The 16,940-nt window shown below is 71.1% G+C and carries 22 protein-coding genes; 16 read left to right on the top strand and 6 right to left on the bottom strand.

What is annotated here, in order from left to right:
* Window positions 1-54 precede the first annotated feature (54 nt).
* The 4 genes from ABD256_RS12835 (at window position 55) to ABD256_RS12820 (ending at window position 2,606) form a co-directional block, all read left to right on the top strand.
* Window positions 55-369 carry an L-rhamnose mutarotase gene (locus tag ABD256_RS12835; RefSeq protein WP_344417200.1) on the top strand — a complete coding sequence of 105 codons (315 nt, stop codon included), beginning with the start codon at window positions 55-57 and terminating at the stop codon, window positions 367-369.
* Window positions 366-1,331: an aldo/keto reductase gene (locus tag ABD256_RS12830; protein WP_344417197.1), complete on the top strand. Its 966-nt coding sequence runs from the start codon at window positions 366-368 to the stop codon at window positions 1,329-1,331. Before ABD256_RS12835 ends, ABD256_RS12830 begins: the two co-directional genes overlap by 4 nt.
* Window positions 1,328-2,161: an amidohydrolase family protein gene (locus ABD256_RS12825; protein WP_344417194.1), complete on the top strand. Its 834-nt coding sequence runs from the start codon at window positions 1,328-1,330 to the stop codon at window positions 2,159-2,161. Before ABD256_RS12830 ends, ABD256_RS12825 begins: the two co-directional genes overlap by 4 nt.
* A gap of 148 nt (window positions 2,162-2,309) precedes the next feature.
* Entirely contained in the window at window positions 2,310-2,606 is a 297-nt protein-coding gene (locus ABD256_RS12820; RefSeq protein WP_344417191.1) for a WhiB family transcriptional regulator, read from the top strand.
* On the opposite strand, the gene ABD256_RS12815 is transcribed toward ABD256_RS12820, so the two are convergent.
* From ABD256_RS12815 to ABD256_RS12805, 3 genes are all read right to left on the bottom strand, one after another.
* On the bottom strand, window positions 2,607-3,107 hold the full coding sequence (locus ABD256_RS12815) for an ANTAR domain-containing protein (protein WP_344417188.1): 501 nt from the start codon (window positions 3,105-3,107) through the stop codon (window positions 2,607-2,609).
* A 217-nt stretch (window positions 3,108-3,324) separates the two neighbouring features.
* Window positions 3,325-4,005 carry an RNA polymerase sigma factor ShbA gene (gene shbA / locus ABD256_RS12810; protein ID WP_344417185.1) on the bottom strand — a complete coding sequence of 227 codons (681 nt, stop codon included), beginning with the start codon at window positions 4,003-4,005 and terminating at the stop codon, window positions 3,325-3,327.
* Window positions 4,006-4,267: 262 nt separating this feature from the next.
* Complete coding sequence (locus tag ABD256_RS12805) at window positions 4,268-4,738, bottom strand: GtrA family protein (RefSeq protein ID WP_344417183.1); 471 nt, start codon at window positions 4,736-4,738, stop codon at window positions 4,268-4,270.
* Window positions 4,739-4,920: 182 nt separating this feature from the next.
* Between ABD256_RS12805 and ABD256_RS12800 the strand changes: the two genes are divergently transcribed.
* The gene (locus ABD256_RS12800; protein WP_344417180.1) at window positions 4,921-5,325 is read left to right on the top strand and encodes a hypothetical protein; all 405 of its coding nucleotides are present in this window, start codon (window positions 4,921-4,923) and stop codon (window positions 5,323-5,325) included.
* A gap of 12 nt (window positions 5,326-5,337) precedes the next feature.
* On the opposite strand, the gene ABD256_RS12795 is transcribed toward ABD256_RS12800, so the two are convergent.
* Window positions 5,338-6,105 carry an ANTAR domain-containing protein gene (locus ABD256_RS12795; RefSeq protein WP_344417177.1) on the bottom strand — a complete coding sequence of 256 codons (768 nt, stop codon included), beginning with the start codon at window positions 6,103-6,105 and terminating at the stop codon, window positions 5,338-5,340.
* A gap of 231 nt (window positions 6,106-6,336) precedes the next feature.
* On the opposite strand from ABD256_RS12795, the gene ABD256_RS12790 reads away from it, so the two are divergent.
* Entirely contained in the window at window positions 6,337-6,654 is a 318-nt protein-coding gene (locus ABD256_RS12790) for a HesB/IscA family protein (RefSeq protein ID WP_344417175.1), read from the top strand.
* A 41-nt stretch (window positions 6,655-6,695) separates the two neighbouring features.
* On the opposite strand, the gene ABD256_RS12785 is transcribed toward ABD256_RS12790, so the two are convergent.
* A complete protein-coding gene (locus ABD256_RS12785; RefSeq protein WP_344417173.1) occupies window positions 6,696-7,673 on the bottom strand; it encodes a 2-hydroxyacid dehydrogenase in 978 nt (325 codons plus the stop codon).
* Between the two features lie 181 nt (window positions 7,674-7,854).
* Here ABD256_RS12785 and ABD256_RS12780 point away from each other — a divergent pair, with 181 nt between their 5' ends.
* From ABD256_RS12780 to ABD256_RS12735, 10 genes are all read left to right on the top strand, one after another.
* Window positions 7,855-8,655, top strand: coding sequence for a CoA transferase subunit A (locus ABD256_RS12780; RefSeq protein ID WP_344417171.1), 801 nt, complete (start codon window positions 7,855-7,857; stop codon window positions 8,653-8,655).
* A complete protein-coding gene (locus ABD256_RS12775; RefSeq protein WP_344417169.1) occupies window positions 8,652-9,413 on the top strand; it encodes a CoA-transferase subunit beta in 762 nt (253 codons plus the stop codon). The genes ABD256_RS12780 and ABD256_RS12775 overlap by 4 nt, the downstream gene beginning before the upstream one ends.
* Window positions 9,410-10,585: a thiolase family protein gene (locus ABD256_RS12770; RefSeq protein WP_344417167.1), complete on the top strand. Its 1,176-nt coding sequence runs from the start codon at window positions 9,410-9,412 to the stop codon at window positions 10,583-10,585. Before ABD256_RS12775 ends, ABD256_RS12770 begins: the two co-directional genes overlap by 4 nt.
* A 113-nt stretch (window positions 10,586-10,698) precedes the next feature.
* A complete protein-coding gene (gene pcaH, locus ABD256_RS12765; RefSeq protein ID WP_344417164.1) occupies window positions 10,699-11,442 on the top strand; it encodes a protocatechuate 3,4-dioxygenase subunit beta in 744 nt (247 codons plus the stop codon).
* Complete coding sequence (gene pcaG / locus ABD256_RS12760; RefSeq protein WP_344417161.1) at window positions 11,439-11,966, top strand: protocatechuate 3,4-dioxygenase subunit alpha; 528 nt, start codon at window positions 11,439-11,441, stop codon at window positions 11,964-11,966. Before pcaH ends, pcaG begins: the two co-directional genes overlap by 4 nt.
* Before the next feature lie 13 nt (window positions 11,967-11,979).
* Window positions 11,980-12,741 (top strand): 3-oxoadipate enol-lactonase, encoded by a 762-nt coding sequence (pcaD, locus tag ABD256_RS12755; RefSeq protein WP_344417158.1) that lies wholly within the window; start codon window positions 11,980-11,982, stop codon window positions 12,739-12,741.
* Window positions 12,741-13,127: a 4-carboxymuconolactone decarboxylase gene (gene pcaC / locus ABD256_RS12750; protein WP_344417157.1), complete on the top strand. Its 387-nt coding sequence runs from the start codon at window positions 12,741-12,743 to the stop codon at window positions 13,125-13,127. Before pcaD ends, pcaC begins: the two co-directional genes overlap by 1 nt.
* Window positions 13,128-13,136: 9 nt before the next feature.
* On the top strand, window positions 13,137-13,940 hold the full coding sequence (locus ABD256_RS12745; RefSeq protein WP_344417155.1) for an IclR family transcriptional regulator: 804 nt from the start codon (window positions 13,137-13,139) through the stop codon (window positions 13,938-13,940).
* On the top strand, window positions 13,933-14,505 hold the full coding sequence (locus tag ABD256_RS12740) for a nucleotidyltransferase family protein (protein ID WP_344417153.1): 573 nt from the start codon (window positions 13,933-13,935) through the stop codon (window positions 14,503-14,505). The genes ABD256_RS12745 and ABD256_RS12740 overlap by 8 nt, the downstream gene beginning before the upstream one ends.
* 34 nt (window positions 14,506-14,539) lie before the next feature.
* On the top strand, window positions 14,540-15,412 hold the full coding sequence (locus tag ABD256_RS12735) for an AAA family ATPase (protein WP_344417151.1): 873 nt from the start codon (window positions 14,540-14,542) through the stop codon (window positions 15,410-15,412).
* A 356-nt stretch (window positions 15,413-15,768) separates the two neighbouring features.
* Here the strand turns inward: ABD256_RS12735 and ABD256_RS12730 are convergent.
* Window positions 15,769-16,940, bottom strand: a 1,172-nt coding sequence (locus ABD256_RS12730; protein ID WP_344417149.1) for an HNH endonuclease signature motif containing protein, incomplete at its 5' end; no start/stop codon positions are given.

The raw sequence follows: 16,940 nt of genomic DNA, 5'->3' as shown, positions 1-16,940 counted from the left end.
AGACCTCCGATGTTTGCTCGTCCAGATTGCCACGGATGTGAAAGTCGAGGTGTCATGACCCACCGAGTGGCCCTGCATACCCGGGTGAAACCCGGCAAAGAGGCGGAATACGAACGCGTGCACGCCGTCATCCCCGGTGAGCTCGACGCGGCTCTGCGCGAGTCGGGCGTGCGGTCGTGGCGGATCTGGCGCGACGGGCTCGATCTGTTCCACGTCCTCGAAGTGGACGACTACCCCGCGATGCGGCGCGCGCTGGCCGGGCATCCGGCGAACGTGCCGTGGCAGGCGCGGATGGCGGAGCTGCTCGACGTCGAGGACGACTACTCGGGCACCGATTCCGGGCTTTCCCTCGTGTGGGAGCTGCCGTGAAAGTGGCCGTCACGCCGTTGGGCCTGGGCTGCGCGCAGCTCGGCAACCTCTACCGCGCGATGTCCGGCGAGAACGCGGCCGCGACCGTGGCACGAGCGTGGGACGACGGGATCCGGTACTTCGACACCGCACCCCACTACGGGCTCGGGCTGTCCGAACGGCGGCTCGGCGCCGCGCTGGCCGGGCGTCCCCGCGCCGAATACGCGCTGTCGACGAAGGTCGGCAGGCTGCTCGAACCGAATCCCGGCGGCGCTTCCCGGCGCGACGAAGCCGGGTTCGACGTCCCGGCGACCTCGCGGCGCCGATGGGACTTCAGCGCCGACGGCGTGCGGCGATCCCTCGACGAGAGCTTGGCCAGGCTCGGCCTCGACCGCGTCGACCTCGTCTACGTGCACGATCCCGACGACCACTTCGACGACGCCGTCACCGGTGCCGTGCCCGCGCTGGTCGCCCTGCGCGAGCAGGGGGTGATCGGCGCGGTCGGGATCGGCATGAACCAGGCCCCGATGCTGGCGGAGTTCGTCCGCCGCGGTGACGTCGACGCCGTGATGGTCGCCGGCCGCTACACGCTCCTGAACCAGCCCGCGCTCGACGAACTGCTGCCGCTGTGCGCGGAGCGCGGGGTGGCGGTGATGGCGGCTGGCGTGTTCAACGGCGGCATCCTCGCGACGCCGGAGCCCGGCACCAAGTACGACTACGCCGACGCGCCACCGGAACTGGCCGAGAAGGCGGCGCGGATCGCGGCGGTCTGCCGACGGCACGGCGCGGAGCTGCCGCAGGTCGCGATGGCGCTGCCCGCGGCGCACCCGGCCGTGGCGAGCGTCGTGGTCGGCTCGCAGTCGCCGGCGCAGGTGGCCGCGAACGTGGCCCGCGCGCGGCGGCCGGTGCCGCCCGGGCTGTGGTACGAACTGATCGACGCCGGGCTCCTGCGCCCGGACACCCCGGTGAGGACGGCCGCATGATCGACGCGCACCACCACCTGTGGGACCCGGCGCGGCGGGAGTACCCGTGGATGACCGGCGAGGCGATGGACCCGATCCGCCGCGCGTACACAGTGGACGACCTGAAAGCGCTGGCCGCGGCCGACGGGATCACCTCGACCGTGCTCGTGCAGACGGTCCCCTCCGACGCCGAGACCGACGAGTTCCTCGCGATCGCGGCGGGCGAACCCCTGATCGCGGGGGTCGTCGGCTGGGTCGACCTCACCTCGCCTTCGGTGGCCGACCGGCTCGCGGAACTGACCGGGGCGGGCCCGCTGGTCGGCGTCCGCCACCAGGTCGAGGGCGAACCGGACGCGGACTGGCTCGGCCGCGACGACGTGCGCCGTGGCCTTTCCGCGCTCGCCGACGCCGGTCTCGCCTACGACCTGCTGGTGCGGATCGACCAGCTACCCGCCGCCGCGGCGGCCGCGGATGCCTTGCCCGGCCTGCGTTTCGTGCTCGACCACGCCGCGAAACCGCCGATCGCGGACGGCCCGTGGGAACCGTGGGCGGGCGCGCTGGCCGCGCTCGCCGAACGGGAGAACGTGTCGTGCAAGCTCTCCGGGCTCGTCACCGAGGCCGACTGGTCGCAGTGGCGCGCCGGGCACCTCCGCCGCCACGCCGAGCACATCCTCGACGCGTTCGGCCCGCGCAGGCTGCTGTTCGGATCGGACTGGCCGGTGTGCGAACTGGCCGCGGCCTATCCCGTCGTCCTCGACGCGGCCCTGTCGCTGACCGGCCCGCTGTCCGGCGCCGAACGCGCCGAGGTGTTCCGCCATTCGGCCGAACGGGTGTACGGCTTGGGCGTGTAGCCGGGGTTTGAACGGGGTACTCCCTGCACCTGAGCGCATACCGAGGAGACCGGAAGCAAGCTGACGGAGAACACGGCTTGACGCGCGTAGGCGCTTGCTTTTGGTCGGTTCGGTATCTACCAGCACAGTTTGCGGAGGTGATCAGGCCATGGCGGACACGTCACGACTGCCGACCCCGGTGGCGGAGACCTGGGAGTGGCAGCGGCACGGCAACTGCCGCAATCTCGACAGCGCGGTGTTCTTCCATCCCGACGGGGAACGCGGGTTCGCCAGGTCCGACCGGGTCGCCAGGGCGAAGCAGATCTGCCGGTCCTGCCCGGTGATCGTGGAATGCCGCCACCACGCGTTGACCGTCGAAGAGCCGTTCGGCGTGTGGGGCGGCCTCGACGAAACCGAGCGCAAGGACGCCATAACCCGCAGGCGCCACTTACCCGAAGCCGTGTAGCTAGTCCTCGTTCAGTTCGGCGAGGACCTCGTAGGGCGGGATCCAGCCGCGGCCGACGAGCAGGCGGTGCAGTGCGGCCTGCGCCCGCCCGGCCGCACCCGGCTCGGTGGCCTGGACCAGTGCCTTCGCGATCTCGATCAGTTCGTCGTCCGGCCACTCGAACTCGGTTTCGGCCCCGGCGGCGCTTTCCGGCTCCAGCACCGCCGAATTCGCCGCCGCGCGGCTCAGCAACGGTTCGAGCTGCCCGGTCTCCACCCTGGCCGCCAGCCGCACCAGCACCTGGGCGACCCGGTGGAGCTTGATGTTGTGCTGCTGGGAAAGCCGCACCAGTGAACGGAACGCCTGCTGCGGCGTGCAGTGCTGCGCGACGATGAGCACGCCCATCGCCTGTTCGATCGTCGCGCGCGTGCGCAGCGCGCGCCGTAGCCCATCGAGCTCGTCCTGGAGATCGGTGAGCCGCAGCTCGATCTCGTCGTGCTCGGTCCGGGCGTAAGACCCCAACTCCTGCTCCCTCGGTCGCGTCGTCAACGGCCACAGCGCGCGGCGAGAGCGCGGGGAGCGGCGACCGGGATGATCGGCCGTGGGGAGGGGCCGCGGGGCGCAGCACGCAGCGTCTCGCTTCGCGCGAACGCCAGTGCCGGTGAGCCGTGTGGCGGCTGTGGTGGCACTGGCGCGCTGCGGCTGGTTGCTCAACCGCGTTCGGGACAACTCTAGCGGGTCAGAAGTCTTCGTTGCCGTGGACCATCGTCCGCAGCCTGGCGAGTGCGCGGTGCTGGGTGACCCTGACATTGCCGGGGGAGATGCCGAGCGCCTCGGCGGTCTCGACGGCGGAAAGCCCGACGGCGATGCGCAGCGCGAGGATTTCTTGCTGGGTCTGGGGAAGCTGGCCGAGCAGCCGGTTGAGCCGCGCGCCGAGATCGGTGCGCAGCGCGCGCGTTTCCGGCTCGTTGTCCGCGAGCGGGTGCTCGGGCAGTTCGGGGACGGGATCGGACCGGTCCCGCGAAACGAGGCGGTAGGCGTCGGCGACCTTGTTCGCCGCGATCGCGTGCACCAGGTAGAGGAAGGAGCCGCCGCGGTCCTGGTAGGTCGGCAGCGCCTTCAGCACGGCGAGGCACACCTCCTGCGCGACGTCGTCGGCGGAGAGGTACGACAGGTCCCGGCCGCCCATCCTGGCGCGGCAGTACCTGGCCACCATGGGGCGGATGAGCGCCAGCAGGGCCTGGACGGCACCGGGGTTCTCGGCGGCGGCGTCCTCGACGAGCGGGTCCAGTTGTTCCTTGGTCAGCCGCTGGCCCGCGCGGGGGTGGGTGGCGGGCTGGGTGAAACCCGGCAGCGGGAGGTCGACGCTGCCGGCTTCGGTGGGTTCGGCGGAACTGGTCCGCGCTCGGACTGCTGTCATGGTCGGCTCCCGCGACTCCCCGACTGGTCGCTGTCGAAGGTGGACAATCGGTAACGTACGGTCAGCGATTACTCCGAAGGTGCGGGAATAACCCGGCGCCGTAGCGACGCTGCGTAATCGTAAGGCGAGACGGAGAGGCAGTCCAGATTTCAACTAGAGATAGCCCATTCGGGCGCTGGAACCCGCCAGATCGCGATGAAGACGACACATAACCGAGGTGTTCCCGCGCTCGACTGGCCGGGAAGTGACCGAGTGTCCGCGCTCAGGTGCGCGGAGTGTGGCGGGTGAACACCCACCAGCGGAGCAACACGAACCGGGCGAGCCCGCCGAGCGTGCTCGCGACGGCGAGTACGACAGCTTCGAGATTCGCCGACGGTGCGTCGACGAGCGCCTCCAGGATCGCGAGCACCACCGACCCGTACCCGGCGTAGAAGGCGAAGGTCAGCACTGACTGGACGCGGCGCCTGCTCGCGGTGCTCTCGCTGTCGGCGAAGGTGACCCTGCGGTGGAACTCGGTGTTCACCACGGTGGTCACCGCGATCGCGGCGAGGTTGGCGAGCACCGAATCGAGCCACGGCCGCAGGAGCAGGAAGAGGCCGGCCTGCATCGCCGTGGTCACGCCGCCGGCGACGACGTAGAGCACCAGGTGCTCGCCGAGCCGGTGGTGGCGGCGCCGGGGTCCCGGCTCCTGCCGGTGCGGAAGGTGGTCGCCCACCCACCTGACGGTGGTCATGCCACTAACGCTACATACTTTTCACAAATTTGTGAAGAACAGTGTCTTCGCAGGTGAGGTGATCTGCGTCTCCCCTGGAGAGGGGGCACCGAGCCGCCTCCAGCGTACGCCTCGCGCCGCGTTTCGGACGGCGGCGCCCGGGGTACCACCGGACCCCAGAGCCCGGCGAAACGGAGGATCCGATGACCGAGAACCCCGAGACCGATCCGGCGGCGCTGAGCAGCAGCGAAGGCCTCGACGAGGACAGCTTGCGCGTCGATCCGCTCGAAGAGGGCGTGGAGCCCCCGGAGCACTGGAGCGCGGTGGACCGCCACGGCATGACCTCCCGCGAGCAGCGGGAAGGCGAACCGATCGAAGAGCGGCTCGCCGAGGAGCGCGCGGACGTCCAGCCGGACCCGGTGCCGGAGCGGCCGATCGCGGCCACGCCCGCCGACCGGCTCGATCAGTCCATTGAGGACGCTCCGGCCGATGACGAGCCGGTGGCGCCGGACGAGCGGCCCGCGCGCCGCTCTGCCGACGGCTACCACGGCGAGAACGCCGACGTGGCGGGCGGTTCGATAGCCGACTACATCAGGACGGCACGCTAGGCGTCCGGCGCCTCAGGAGCGCAGTGCGGCCCACATGAGTTCGGCGGCGCGCCGTGCGGCGTCGCTCGCGGGCGCGTGGTCGTGGCCGTAGCCGAGGACCTCTTCCGGCTCGGCCTCGGCCGGTGCCTGCCCGACGTGCTCCACGGCGGCGACCGCGAGATCGCGGAGCTTGACGTTGAAGTGCTGGCTCGCGGCGATGAGCGAGCTGAACGCGGTGCCCGCGTCACACTGGCGGACCGCCATGATCATGCCCTTGGCCTGTTCGATGACGCGGCGGTTCTCCACCATCTTCAGCAGCTGGTCGCCGCGCAGCGTTTCGTCGGCGCAGTAGTCGACGAGCGCGGCGGACATCGCGAGCACCGGCTCGATCTCTTCGACGCGGCGGAGGTCGTCCGGGGCCGGCGGGTGGTCGAGGTAGAGGGTGAGCACGATGGGCCCCTCGTCGTCCCAGCTCCCGGCCACCGAGACGACCGCGAGCGTGCCTTCGCGGCCGGCCACCTTTCCGGCCAGCGTCGGCCAGCGGTCGTCCGCCGTGACGTCGTCGGAGGTGACGGCCTCCTGTTCGGCCGCGGCGTACAGGGTGGGCCCCTCGCCGGTTTCCTTTTGCAGCGCGTCGAGTTCCGCGCCGAGCCCGATGGCGGCGAGCCTGCGGCCATCGGGCGCGGTGGCGTTGAGCGATGCGCCGAGGAAGCCGGGCACGGTGCGCTCCACCTGCCGAAGCAGCCGCTCCAGCAGGGCGGGCCCGATCTCGGCGCGCTCTTCGCGGTTGTTGACGGTCACGGCGTCCCTCTCACTCTCCCCGGCCCTCGGTCAGCTTAACCACGTCGGCGCCGGTGTGACCCAGGCCATTCTCCGAGTCGGCGCTGTCCCTCGCGGAGCTGTGCCCAGTGCCGCGACCATGTCGCGTCCCACCGTGCGGACCCGTGCGGTCGCCGCCCAGCGCGCACGCCGCGCGCGGAGCCCCTACGGTGGCTCGGAAGCGCAGAATCGCGAACGAAGGGAAGGCCCACCATGCTCGCCATGACTGACGCCGCCGCGGAGGCGATCAGTGCGTTGACCGCCCAGCAAGGCGGGGACGACGCCGCTGGTTTGCGCTTCGCCGTGCAGAGCCAGGAAGAAGCGGGCGCCCAGCTCGCGCTGTCCATGGCACCGCAACCCGAGGACGGTGACCAGGTACTGGGCACCGAGGCCGGTGCCAAGGTGTTCCTCGAGCCGCAGGCCGCGGCATTCCTCGACGACAAGGTGCTCGACGTCCAGCAGGACGACCAGGGGCAGCTGAACTTCGCGGTGATGCCGCAGCCGGAGCAGGAGCCACCCGTCCAGGCGTGACTTCCCTGACGGCTATGGCGGCAGCCGCGCCGTCATAGCCGTCAGGAGCGCGGGGCGACCGGTGTGCGCGCCGGGTCGCCCCGCAGCACGGCGGCGACGTTCTCCGCCGCCAGCACGGCCATTTCGGTGCGCGTCTCGACGGTGGCCGAACCCAGGTGCGGTGCGAGCACGACCGTGTCGAGATCGAGCAGGCCCGGTTCGACCTCGGGCTCGTGCTCGAACACGTCGAGCGCCGCACCCGCGATCTGCTTGTGCGCCAACGCTTCCGCGAGCGCCGCCTCGTGGACGACCGGGCCCCTGGTCGTGTTGACGAGATAGGCGGAGGGCTTCATCGCGCGCAACGCGTCCGCGTCGATCAGGTGCCGCGTCTCCGGCGTCAGCGGGCAGTGCAGGGACACCACGTCCGAGATCGCCAGCAGCTCGTCGAACCCGGCCCGGCGCGCGCCGAGTTCCGCCTCGACGCGATCGTCCGCTTTGGACCGTCCCGAGTAGACGATCTCCATGCCGAACGCCTTGGCGCGCCGTGCCACCGCCTGCCCGATCTGGCCGAGGCCGACGATGCCGAGCGTCCTGCCCTGCAGCCCGGCGCCGAGCATGAAGCCGAGGTGGAACGACCACGGCCGCTTCGCGCGCAGCAGCCGCTCGCCCTCCCCGATGCGCCGCGTCACCGCGAGCAGCAGTGCGAAGGTGAGGTCGGCGGTCGCTTCGGTGAGCACGCCTGGGGTGTTCGTCACCGTGACGCCGCGTTCGGCGAGCGCGGCCACGTCGATGTTGTCGTAGCCGACGGCGACGTTCGCCACCACCCGGAGCGAGGGGCCCGCCGCGTCGGCCACCGCGCCGTCGATGCGGTCGTGGAGCATGCTCACGATCGCCGTCGCGCCCGCCGCCTGTTCCCGGAGTTCGTCCGGGGTGAGCGGCCGGTCGGCCTCGGAGAGCGAGACCGCGCCCGCCGTCCGCAGGACCTCCAGTGCCGCTTCGGGAACTCGCCTGGTCACCGCGATGATCGGGGAATCGTGCACCCGGCAACCGTAACCGCGGCGGTGCCGCGCGGGCCAGTGCGGCGAACGGTGTGCGGGTCCCTGTTTTCGCGTGCCCGTGGTAAGTTCGGATGTGTAACTAGTGTGCGTCATGCGAACGCTTGGTGGCGAGCAAAAAACACCCAGGCACTAAAAGCGCACGGGGATCTGAACGGAGCGGCGGATGGCCAAGGTCCTGTCCCTCGCCGACGCGATCGGCGAGCTGGTGCACGACGGGGACGCCGTCGCGCTGGAGGGGTTCACGCATCTCATCCCGGTGGCGGCGGGGCAGGAGATCATCCGGCAGCGCCGCCGGGACCTGACCCTGGTCCGGATGACCCCCGACATCGTCTACGACCAGCTCATCGGCGCCGGCTGCGCGCGGAAGCTGGTGTTCTCGTGGGGCGGCAACCCCGGGGTCGGCTCGCTGCACCGGTTCCGCGACGCGGTGCAGCACGCGTGGCCGGTGCCGCTGGAGATCGAGGAGCACAGCCACGCCGGGATGGCGAACCGGTACGTGGCGGGGGCATCCGGTCTGCCGTTCGCCGTGCTGCGCGGCTACACCGGCACCGACCTGCCCGCGCAGACCGAGACCATCAAGCCGATCACCTGCCCGTTCACCGGTGAGCGGTTGACCGCGGTGCCCGCGCTCAACCCGGACGTCACGATCGTCCACGCGCAGCGCGCGGACCGGGCGGGCACCGTGCAGATGTGGGGTATCACCGGTGTGCAGAAGGAAGCGGTGCTCGCGGCGAAGCGCAGCCTCGTGACGGTCGAGGAGATCGTCGACGAGCTGGAGCCGAAACCCGGCGCGGTGGTGCTGCCGTCGTGGGCGGTCACCGCGGTCGCCGAGGTGCCCTCCGGCGCGCGCCCTTCGTACGCGGCCGGCTACTACGAGCGGGACAACGCGGCGTACCAGGCATGGGACGCGATCGGCCGTGACCGCGAGGAGTTCACGAAGTGGCTGGCGGGAGTGCGGGCATGAACGGTACTGACTACAGCGCCGACGAGATGATGAGCGTTGCCGCGGCGCGCGCGCTCGGGGACGGCATGACGTGCTTCGTCGGCATCGGCCTGCCCAGCACCGCGGCGAACCTCGCCCGCCGGACGCACGCGCCGAACCTGACGCTCGTGTACGAGTCGGGGTGCCTCGGGGCGAAGCCAACGCGGCTGCCACTGTCCATCGGGGACGGTGAGCTGGCGGACACCGCGGACGCGGTGGTGAGCGTGCCCGAGGTGTTCAACTACTGGCTGCAGCCGGGCCGGATCGATGTCGGCTTCCTCGGCGCCGCGCAGCTCGACCGGTTCGGCAACATCAACACCACCGTGATCGGCGCGGACTACCGCGACCCCAAGGTGCGGCTGCCGGGAGCCGGCGGCGCGCCGGAGATCGCCGCTTCGTGCCGCGAGGTGTTCGTGGTGCTGCGGCAGAGCGCCCGCGCGTTCGTCGAGCGCGTCGACTTCGTGACCTCGTTCGGCCACGGTTCGGGCAGGGGCGACCGGGAGCGGCTCGGGCTTCCCGGTGCCGGGCCCACGCTCGTGGTCACCGACCTCGGCCTGTTGCGCCCCGATCCGGAGACCGGTGAACTGGTGCTGACCGAGGTGCACCCCGGTGTCGGGATCGAGGACGTCGTGCGGGCGACGGGATGGCGGCTGAAGGTCGCCGACGACGTCAAGGCCACGCCGGCGCCGACGGAGGAGGAACTGACCTTGTTGCGCGAGCTGAAGAAGGCGGGCGAATGAGCACTGCTTACGTTTTGGACGCGGTCCGCACGCCGTTCGGGCGGTACGGCGGCGCGCTGGCGAAGGTGCGTCCCGACGACCTCGCGGCGGGCGTGCTGCGGGCGCTGGCCACCCGGACCGGGTTCGATCCGTCCGAAGTGGACGAAGTGCTGCTCGGCGACGCGAACGCCGCCGGCGAGGACAACCGGAACGTGGCCAGGATGGCGGCGTTGCTGGCAGGCTGGCCGACATCGGTGCCGGGCGCCACGGTGAACCGGCTGTGCGGGTCCGGCCTGGAAGCCGCGGTGCAGGCGAGCAGGGCCATCGAGGTCGGCGACGCGGCACTGGTCGTCGCGGGTGGTGTCGAGTCGATGAGCAGGGCGCCGTGGGTGCTGCTCAAGCCGGAGCGCGCGTTCCCGAACGGCCACGAGACGATGCACTCGACGACGCTGGGCTGGCGCATGGTCAACCCGGCCATGCCGGAGCGCTGGACGGTTTCGCTCGGCGAGTCCACCGAGATGCTCGCCGACTCGTACGGCATCGGCAGGGAAAGCCAGGACGCGTTCGCGCTGCGCAGCCACCTCAACGCCGCGAAGGCCTGGGACGACGGGTTCTACGACTCGCACGTGGTCCCGGTCGACGGCGTCGACCTCCAGCGGGACGAGGGCATCCGCCCCGATTCCGACCTGGCCAAGCTCGGCAAGCTGAAACCGGCCTTCCGTCCACAAGGGACAGTCACGGCGGGGAACTCCTCGCCGCTCAACGACGGCGCCTCCGCGGTACTGCTCGGCGGCGAAACCGCGGCGAAGCGGCTCGGCGCGGAACCGCTGGCGAGGATCGCCGGACGCGGCGCAGCGGGCGTCGACCCCGACGTCTTCGGCATCGGACCGGTCAAGGCCGCCGAGATCGCCCTGAAGCGGGCCGGGATCGGCTGGGGTGACCTCGCCGCGGTCGAGCTGAACGAGGCCTTCGCCGCGCAGTCGCTGGCCTGCCTCGCCGACTGGCCGGACCTGGACCCCGCGATCGTGAACGTCAACGGCGGCGCGATCGCGATCGGCCACCCGCTCGGCGCCTCCGGCGGGCGCGTGCTCGGCACGCTCGCCCACGAACTGCGCCGCCGAGGCGGCGGCTGGGGCCTCGCCGCGATCTGCATCGGCGTCGGCCAGGGCCTGGCCGTAGTACTGGAAGCCTAGGGAGTGTTCGCCAGTGGCCGGTTTGCTCGGCGGTGCGGGCTGACGACCCACGCTAGCGGCTCCGCCGCTTACGGAAGACAAAAGCCACTCGGAAAGCGCAGGGAGGACAAGCGATGGTGACACCGGCGCCGCAGCGGCTCGCGCTGCCGAAGTACCGGCGCGATCCCGACGGCACCCACCCGCCGCTCGATTCGCCGGACTACCGCTCCACGCGGCTGCGGCACCCGAAGCAGCCGCTCGTGCTGATGCCGCAGCGGCTCACCGAGGTCACCGGCCCGCTGCTGGGACCGGGCAGGCTCGGCGAGCACGACAACGACCTGACCCGCGGGCGCGACGGCGAACCGCAGGGGCAGCGGATCATCGTCACCGGGCGGCTGCTCGACGGCGACGGCCGTCCGGTGCGGAACTCGCTGGTCGAGATCTGGCAGGCGAACGCGGGCGGCCGGTACCGGCACATCGGTGACCGGTGGCCCGCGCCGCTCGACCCGAACTTCGACGGGGTCGGCCGCACGCTCACCGACGACGACGGCCGCTACGAGTTCACCACCATCAAGCCGGGCGCCTACCCGTGGAAGAACCACGACAACGCGTGGCGTCCGGCGCACATCCACTTCTCCGTGTTCGGCACCGCGTTCACCCAGCGGCTGGTGACGCAGATGTACTTCCCCGACGATCCGCTGTTCGCGCAGGACCCGATCTTCAACTCGGTACCGGACGAGAAGGCGCGGCAGCGGATGATCTCGCGGTTCGACCTCGACCGCACCGAGGAGCACTGGGCGCTGGCCTTCCAGTTCGACATCGTCCTGCGCGGGCGCGAGGCTTCGGTCTTCGAAGAAGAAGAGGACGACGACGAATGAGCACTCCTTCGCAGACCGTGGGGCCGTTCCTGTCGATCGGGCTGCCGTGGGAGGACGGGCCGGACGTCGTCGCGATCGACGAGCCCGGCGCCGTCTGGATCCGCGGCACGGTGTTCGACGGCGAGGGTGAACCGGTGCCGGACGCCCTCGTGGAAACCTGGCAGGCGGACGCCGAAGGGCGGTTCGACCACCCCGACGATCCGCGTGACGCGCGGTCGCGGGACTTCCGCGGCTTCGGCCGGTGCCCCACCGACGAGCACGGCGCGTACGGCATCCGCACGGTCGTGCCCGGCGCGCTGCCCGGTCAGGCGCCGCATATCGACGTGTCGGTGCTGGCGCGCGGGCTGCTGAGCCGGGTGGTCACGCGCGTCTACTTCGAGGATCTGGACAATGACGGCGACCCCGTGCTCGCCGTGGTGCCCGCCGAGCGGAGGGCCACCCTGATCGCGAAGCGGACCGAGGACGGGTACCGCTTCGACGTGCGGTTGCAGGGTGACGGCGAGACGGTCTTCTTCGACCTGTGAGAGAGGTGGGCGTGTGAGCCTTCACTACGTCGAGGACGGGCCGTCCGACGGTGTCCCGGTGGTGCTGAGCGGGTCGATCGGCAGCGACCACCGGATGTGGGACCCGCAGGTGAAACCGTTGGCGGAGCGCGGTTTCCGGGTGATCCGGCCCGATCATCCCGGGCACGGGAAGTCGCCGGTGCCACCGGGGCCGTGTTCGGTCGCCGACGTCGCGGAGAGCCTGCTCGGCCTGTTCGACGAGCTCGGGGTGGCGAAGGCGCACCTGGTCGGGTTGTCGCTCGGCGGAATGGCGGGCATGTGGCTCGGCGCCCACCGGCCGGACCGGATCGCGAGCCTGACGCTGTGCTGCACCTCGGCGAAGCTGGGGCCGCCGGAGCGATGGGCCGAACGCGCGGCGACCGTTCTCGCCGAGGGCACCGGTGCGATCGCGGACGCCGCCGTCGGGCGCTGGCTCACACCGTCCTGCGCGGCGGAGAACCCGGGCACGGTGGCGGCACTGCGCGCGATGGTCGTCGGCACCTCCGCCGCCGGCTACGCCGCGTGCTGCGCGGCGATCGAGCACATGGACCTCGTCGGCGACCTGCCGCGGATCGGGGTGCCGACGCTGGTGATCTCCGGCGCGGAGGATCCGGCAACGCCGCCGGAGCACGGCGAGCTGATCGCCGACGGGATTCCCGGCGCGCGCTTCGAAATCGTCGAAGGGGCCGCGCACCTGGGCAGTTACGAGCAGCACGAGCGGTTCACGGCACTGATCCTGGACCGGGTGGGAGCGTGATGGGCAGCTACGAAGACGGGATGCGGGTGCGCCGCGAGGTGCTCGGCGACGAGCACGTCGACGCGGCGATGGCGAAGACGACCGAGTTCACCGCGCCGTTCCAGGACTACATCACCACCGCCGCGTGGGGCTCGGTGTGGACGCGCGACGGCCTCGACCGGCGCACCAGGAGCTGTCTCACGCTCGCGCTGCTCACCGCGCTGCACTGCCACGACGAGCTGGCCATGCACGTGCGCGCGGCGATCCACAATGGACTCACCCCGGCCGAGATCGGCGAGGTGCTGCTGCACACCGGTGTCTACGCGGGCGTCCCCGCCGCGAACAAGGCGTTCGCCGTGGCGCAACACACCCTCGCCGAGCTGGGGGAGGACGAACCAGCCGGTTAAGGTCGACGAATGGACGAGCCTGGCCAGTCGGTGCGGGGTGCGCACCACGTGCAGTCGCTCGAACGCGGTCTAGCGGTGATCAGGGCGTTCGACGCCGAGGCCCCGCACCTGACGCTCAGCGACGTGGCCCGCTCGACCGGGCTGACCAGGGCGGCCGCGCGCCGGTTCCTGCTCACCCTGGTCGACCTCGGGTACGTGCGCACCGACGGCAAGTACTTCTCGCTCACCGCCCGCGTACTGGAGCTGGGGTACTCGTTCCTGTCCAGCATGACCCTGCCCGAGGTGGCGCAGCCGCATCTCGAACGGCTCTCGTCCGAGGTGGGCGAATCGAGTTCGATGTCCGTGCTCGACGGCACCGAAATCGTCTACGTCGCGCGCGTGGCGGTGTCGCGCATCATGACCGTCACGATCAACGTGGGCACCCGCTTTCCCGCGTACGCCACCTCGATGGGGCATGTGCTGCTCGCCGGGCTGGACGACGCCGAGTTCGACGCCTACCTCGACGCCGCGAAGTTCGACCGGCTGACCTCGCACACCCTGACCTCGCCGCCCGCGCTGCGCGCCGAGCTGGCGAAGGTGCGGGAGCAGGGCTGGGCGATCGTCGACCAGGAACTGGAGGAAGGGCTGCGCTCGGTCGCCGCGCCGATCCGGGACCGCGGCGGGCCCGTGGTGGCCGCGGTCAACGTGTCGACGCACGCGAGCCGCACTTCGCCGGAGGTGGCGCGGGAGCAGATGGTGCCGCCGCTGCTCGCCGCCGCGCAGCGGATCGAGGCCGATCTCGCGCTGTCGCCGGTGCGGGCGCACCATGGCTGACCGGACGGCGGGACTTCTACTGGCGGCTGGTGCGGGCCGCCGGTTCGGCAAGCCGAAGGCACTCGTGGACTTCGAGGGTGAAACGTTCCTCACCCGCTCGCTGCGCGCGTTGTCCGATGGCGGGTGCGATCCGATCCGGGTGGTGCTCGGCGCGCGAGCCGAGGCCGCGGTGGCGCTGCTGCCGGACCCGGCACTGGTCGTGGACTCGCCGGACTGGGCATCGGGTATGGGCGCGTCGTTGCGGGCGGGGCTGGCCGCGCTGGCCGAGCTCGACCCGGTGCCCGACGCGGTGCTGGTGCACCTCGTCGACCTGCCCGGTGTCGGGTCCGAGGTCGTGGCGAGGCTCGCCGGGCTGTCCGCTGTGGACGTGGTCGCCCGTGCCGCGTTCGACGGTGTGCCCGGGCATCCCGTGCTGTTCGGCAGGCGGTGGTGGCCGTCGATCGCGGCGGCCGCCGTCGGGGACCGCGGCGCCCGCGACTGGCTCGCCACCCGGGACGACCTGCGGCTGGTGGAGTGCGCCGACATCGGCGGCGGCCGGGACGTGGACCGCCCGTCGGACCTGTGAGCGCCGCACCCCGAGAACGCCTACGCTCGATGCTGTGACTGACCTGGGTTCTCCCGAAGAGCTGGCGGCCGTGCTCGACGGCACCGGTTACCTCGCCGACGACGGCGTGGCCACGGCCGCGTTCCTCGCCCTGCGCATGCGGCGCCCGCTGTTCTGCGAAGGCGAACCGGGTACCGGAAAGACCTCGCTCGCGCTCGCGCTGTCCGAAGGCTTGGGACTGCCGTTGATCCGGTTGCAGTGCCACGAGGGGATCGATGCCGCGCAGGCGCTGTACGAATGGGACTTCCCGCGCCAGCTCCTGCACCTGCGCGCGCTGGAGGCGGCCGATGGCGCACTGGACGCCGACGTCGCGGAGCAGTCGCTCTACACCGAACGGTTCCTGCTGGCACGCCCGCTCCTGAGGGCGCTCAAGACCGCGCCGTGCGTGCTGCTCGTCGACGAGATCGACCGCGCCGACGACGAGTTCGAAGCGCTCCTGCTGCAACTGCTCGACGAGTACGCGGTGACCATCCCCGAGTTCGGGGAGGTCCGCGCCGAGGTGCCGCCGCTGGTGCTGCTCACCTCCAACCGCACGCGCGAGGTGCACGACGCGCTGAAGCGCCGGTGCCTCTACCACTGGCTCGAACACCCCGGCCTCGCGCGCGAGATCGCGATCCTGCGGCGGCGCCTGCCCGGCATCGGCGACCGGCTCGCGTCGCAGGTGGCCGGCGCGGTCCGCCGCCTGCGGGAGCTGGAACTGCTCAAGCCGCCCGGAGTGGCCGAATCACTGGACTGGGCCGAAGCCCTGCTGGCCCTCGGCCGCGACGAACTGGACGCCGAAACGGCCGCCCGCACCCTGGGCGCGGTCCTGAAGTACAGCGAGGACCTCGACCGGGTCCGCGCGAAACTGGACACCTTGCTGTCCTGAATGGACTGTTCCGGGGATGGCGGTGCTCCCGCGAGTCTCGGCTCGCGTGTTCGGTGGGCGCGGTGAGGGTTCCCCACGGACCGGACAAGGTGGTCGCCGTGGTTGCCGTACCCGGCTGGCATCGGTAGGCGGGCAGCGTCCCGTAGCCCTCCGGTGCTGGGGAGTCGAGGGCGAGGCGGGAAGTGTGGTGGCAGGGAGTTGCTGGTCCATTGTGGACACAATGGATCGATCGCCGGGCCGCGAATACAGTGGTGGCGGGGTATTGGGCGAGCGAGTGTTCCCGCAGGGGCGCCCCCTGTCGGGACGACCGTCCGCTGGTGCTGCCGGGGTGCCCCGCTGGTGTGGCGGGGTTCCGGTTAGGCGGCGCGGGGTTGGGCGGTGTGGATGGTGTTGGTTCTGGGTTTTCGCCAGGGGTCGAGGAATGCTGGTGGGGTGAACTCGGGCATGCCGTTGACCATGCGGAGTGTCCAGTCGCTGTTGTGCAGCAGGCGGTGGTGGTAGCCGCATAGCAGCACGAGGTTACCCAGGTCTGTCTTGCCACCGGCGTGCCACGGCAGCACGTGGTGCGCTTCGCAGTGTCTCGGCTTGCGGGTACATCCGGGGAAGGCGCATCCGCAGTCACGGATGGCGAGCATGTATCGGATCGCTTCGGTGACCAGGCGTTTGGCTCGTCCCATTTCCAGGGGCTGTCCCTCACCGTCGAGGATGGCGGGGATGATTTTGCAGTCGCAGGCGAGGATGCGGGCTTCGCTGGCGGTGATGTCGGTGACCATGTCCAGGCAAGCCTTGCCGAGCTTCGCTTTGAGGTCGTTCAGGGTGATGGTGACGATGAGGTCCGCGCGGGTGCCGCTGCGGTTGGGGGAGTCGGGGTGGCTGGCGGCGAGGGTGACCATTTCCATGAACGCGTCCCCGTTGCGCTCAGCCTGCCCGCGCACCAAAGGATTATCACTCGGATCATCCTTGCGGGACTTCGCGAGCGGCTCCAGCAAGGCAAGGGTCTTCGCCCCGGAGATCGGGTCGAGGTAGCCGTCGAATTTGACGGAGCCGTCTTTGCGGGTGTGCCACCGCATCGACCGTGCCGGTTCAGGGGTGTCGCGGGGTTCGGCGCCGTCGGGGTCGAGGGTGTCGCGGAGCCGTTGGCATCCTTGGGCGAGCTCGGACATACCGGCGTTGCGGGCGAGGTCGACCAGGGTCTTCTCGGTCCTCTCCCGCTCCTGCACCGACACGGTGGCCGGGATGGATCGCAGGGCTGCCACGATCGCGTCCGTGTGCTGTGGCGAGATCGCACGCTCCGCCGCCGCCTGCCCGGTCAGTGGTGCGGCGGCGGGAATCTCCACGCCACCGACACCGTGGCTGGGGTTGAGCGTGATCGCCCGCGCGACCATCTTCCGCACGGCAGGCGACGAGGTCCGCGCGATCTCGGCCACCAGTGCGGTAGTCGAGGGGTATCCCAGTTCGCGGGAGCCGCCGTTGTCGAGGTCGGCGATGATCCGGTAGACCCGGGATTCCTGCTGCCACAAGGACATCA

Origin of the sequence: Amycolatopsis minnesotensis (assembly GCF_039529815.1) — a bacterium.
Classification (GTDB): Bacteria; Actinomycetota; Actinomycetes; order Mycobacteriales; family Pseudonocardiaceae; genus Amycolatopsis; species Amycolatopsis minnesotensis.
The sequence above is the reverse complement of the archived record's forward strand: the minus strand, read 5'-3'. Positions and strand labels throughout refer to the sequence as shown.